General features: G+C 63.4%; 2 protein-coding genes. Both read left to right on the top strand.

Going from position 1 to position 2,905, the window contains the following annotated elements:
- The first annotated feature begins 2 nt into the window (after nt 1-2).
- Nucleotides 3-248, top strand: coding sequence for a PilZ domain-containing protein (locus AC1DVH_RS28930; RefSeq protein ID WP_477756662.1), 246 nt, complete (start codon nt 3-5; stop codon nt 246-248).
- Between the two features lie 88 nt (nt 249-336).
- On the top strand, nt 337-2,905 hold a 2,569-nt coding region (locus AC1DVH_RS28925), incomplete at its 3' end, for a VCBS domain-containing protein (protein ID WP_477756661.1).

Raw genomic sequence — 2,905 nt, 5'->3', positions numbered from 1 at the left:
CCCTGCCGCTGCAACTGATCGGCGGGGGCAACGGTGTCACCCGTGACATCAGCGCCTCCGGTTTGTATTTCGAAACCGATAGTGAGCTGCAGGTGGGTAGCTTGATTGACTTCGAGATCGAGCTCGACACTCCCGGCGGCCCCATGAAGTTCAAGGCTCAAGGACAAATTGTGCGCATTGAGCCACAAGGCGGCAGGACCGGGGCGGGCGTGAAGCTGCTGGCCAGCCGGCTGGTGCCGGTGGAATGAGGTTTTCGTGGGTTGAGGAAGAAGCGCTTGTGGCTGTTAGCGGCCCACGGCGGTTTTTTGCTCAGGGTGACATTCTTGGGAGAAAGACATGGCTAGCACTACAACTACCAGCGGCGGAACCGTTACCTCGTTTTCCAATACGCCGCAGGCGAAGGATGACATCTTCACCACCACTGAAAATCTGTTGGGGGTCGTGTATTGGGACGTCATGTCCAATGACCTCGGTGGCAACGCGAAGACACTCTGGTCACTCGACAACGCGGACAGTCTTTCTACTGCCACCAAGGCTTATGCTCCGGCCGACCTCCTGACCCAGGATACGGCGAGGGCTGAGGCGACGAGTTCTGACACCAGTTTGAATGGTGCAAAGATCTGGATCACCTCGGACGGTAAGGTCGGCTACGACGCCACTACTTTCTCGTCTGCTTTCAAGGCACAACTCCAGGCGCTGGCTACTGGCGAGCTCCTGACGGACAGCTTTACCTATGCGATTCGTCTTGGCAACGGAACGCTCAGTTGGGCCACTGCGACGGTGCAGTTTTCGGGCGTGAATGATGGTATGACGATCAGCATCGGCGCGCAGGCCGGCACGGTGACCGAAGACGCCGACACCACGGCGAGCACGACCGACTCGCAGACAGCCAGCGGCACGATTGTCTTTAACGACGTCGACCTGAGTGACACGCACATGGCGACGTTCGCGCCGGCGGCGGGCAACGCTACTCATCTTGGTACGTTCGTACTCTCGCCGGTAAGCGAAGCAGCGAATGCAGCCAACGGTTCGGTGCAATGGACGTACAACCTGAGCAATGYGGCGGCGCAGTACCTGGCCCAGGGACAGACAGTCACCGAAACTTACCTGGTCACCATCAACGATGGTCATGGATCGTCAGTAACGCAGAATGTGACCATCACTATCACCGGCACCAATGACGTGCCGACGGTGACGGCGGCAGAAATCGAAAGCGGGGCGGTGACCGAAGACGGCACTACGGTGACCAGCGGCAGCTTCGCCTTCGGCGACGTGGACCTGGCCGATGACGCCCATGTGGCCAGCGTGAGCGCGCCGGCCGGTGCGTTGGGTACGCTGGTGGCCACYGTCAGCAACGAGAGCACCGGCGACGCTACGGGCAGCGTGGGCTGGACCTACACGCTGAACAACAGCGCGGCGCAGTACCTGGCTGGGGGCCAGACCAAGACCGAAGTGTTCACGGTGACGCTGACCGACGACTTCGGGGCGGCGGTGACCAAGAACGTGACGATCACCATTACCGGCAGCAACGACGCGCCGACGGTGACGGCGGCAGAAGTCGAAAGCGCGGCGGTGACCGAAGACGGYACCCCGSTGGCCAGCGGCAGCTTCGCCTTCGGCGACGTGGACCTGGCCGATSACGCSCATGTGGCCAGCGTGAGYGCGCCRGCCRRTGCGCTGGGTACGCTGGTGGCCACYGTCAGYRAYGAGAGCACCGGCGACGCGGTGGGCAGCGTGGGCTGGASCTATACGCTGAACAACAGCGCGGCGCAGTACCTGGCCGCGGGCCAGACCAAGACCGAAGTGTTCACGGTGACGCTGACCGACGACTTTGGGGCGACGGTGACCAAGAATGTGACGATCACCCTGACCGGCACCAATGACGCGCCGACGGTGACGGCGGCAGAAATCGAAAGCGCGGCGGTGACCGAAGACGGCACCACGGTGACCAGCGGCAGCTTCGCTTTCGGCGACGTGGACCTGGCCGATCACGCCCATCTGGCCAGCGTGAGTGCTCCGTCCGGTGCGCTGGGTACGCTGGTGGCCACTGTGAACGACGAGAGTACCGGCGACGCGGCGGGTAGCGTGGGCTGGAGCTATACGCTGAACAACAGCGCGGCGCAGTACCTGGMCGCGGGCCAGACCAAGACCGAAGTGTTCACGGTGACGCTGACCGATGACTTCGGGGCGACGGTGACCAAGGACGTGACCGTCACCATTACCGGCAGCAACGACGCACCCGTGCTCAGCTTCGCGACGGGCAATGCTGCCGGCGCGGTGCAGGAAGACACCACGCTCAGCGTGAACGGCCAGTTCAGCGCGGCCGACATCGATCACGACGCCACGGCGACCTGGAGCATTGCGGGTACGGATACGGGCACCTACGGCGCGATCGCCGTGGACAGCAGCGGCCAGTGGACCTACACACTGGCCAATGGCAYCGATGGGGTCGCCAGCGAGGTGCAGTCGCTGAAGGCTGACGAGAGCCACGATGACGTGTTCACGGTGCARGTCAGCGACGGCCTGGGCGGCGTGGACACCCAGCTGGTGACCGTCACCATTAYCGGCAGCAACGACGCGCCMGTGCTCAGCTTCGCGACGGGCAATGCGGCCGGCGCGGTGCAGGAAGACACCACGCTCAGCGTGAACGGCCAGTTCAGCGCGGCCGACATCGATCACGATGCCACGGCGACCTGGAGCATTGCGGGTACGGATACGGGCACCTACGGTTCGATCGCCGTSGAYAMCACCGGCMAGTGGACTTACACGCTGGCCAATGGCACCGATGGGGTCGCCAGCGAGGTGCAGTCGCTGAAGGCKGGCGAGAGCCACGATGACGTGTTTACGGTGCAGGTCAGCGACGGCCTGGGCGGCGTGGACACCCAGCTGGTGACCGTCACCATTA

The organism is Pseudomonas sp. P4_C3 (assembly GCF_056402075.1).
This window is presented reverse-complemented; position numbering and strand designations above follow the sequence as displayed.